The organism is Actinomyces provencensis (genome assembly GCF_900155435.1).
GTDB classification, from domain to species: Bacteria; Actinomycetota; Actinomycetes; order Actinomycetales; family Actinomycetaceae; genus Pauljensenia; species Pauljensenia provencensis.
Map to the genome: position 1 here is coordinate 2662068 of NZ_LT700212.1, position 519 is coordinate 2662586.

Annotated in this window: 1 protein-coding gene; it reads left to right on the top strand. The window is 74.0% G+C overall.

Going from position 1 to position 519, the window contains the following annotated elements; genetic code table 11:
- The coding region (locus BQ9890_RS15960) for a hypothetical protein (RefSeq protein ID WP_230297918.1) at window positions 1-519 on the top strand (519 nt) is incomplete at both ends.

Below are 519 nucleotides of genomic sequence, written 5' to 3' on the forward strand. Positions count from 1 at the left end.
TCCTTCTCGGGCTGGCTGGGCCGTACCAGTCAGGCGTTGCGCAACTCCACGACCAGCATGTTCGAACGTGCCCGGGCACTGCCCGGAGATGCCCCCGCCGGGGACGGGACGCCCGACGAGCTCAGTGCGGGCGACGGGGAGGCGACGGGAGCACGGAAGGGGCCGGGTGCCACGCCCCCCGCGGACGACCACTCCTCGGAGGTGCAGGACACCACCGGGTCGGACGGGACCGGAGAGGCCGCCGCGACGACCATCGCTGCCGCCCCGCAGGCAGAGGACGAGGACACTGACACGACGGACGCCACAGCGGTCCCGGGAGGCTTCCCCGGTCCCGGTGTGACCGGGGAGGATGACATGACCGCACCCGGGATGCGTGGGACCGACGGAGGAACGCACACCGGGGGCGACGGCGGCCACGAGCAGGTTGACCTCGACCGGGACCGCACCGAGGTCATCACCGCTGCCGGAGTTGCCCGTGCCGTGCCCGCCACGGGGAGGGGTGCCGGCGGGGACGGACCC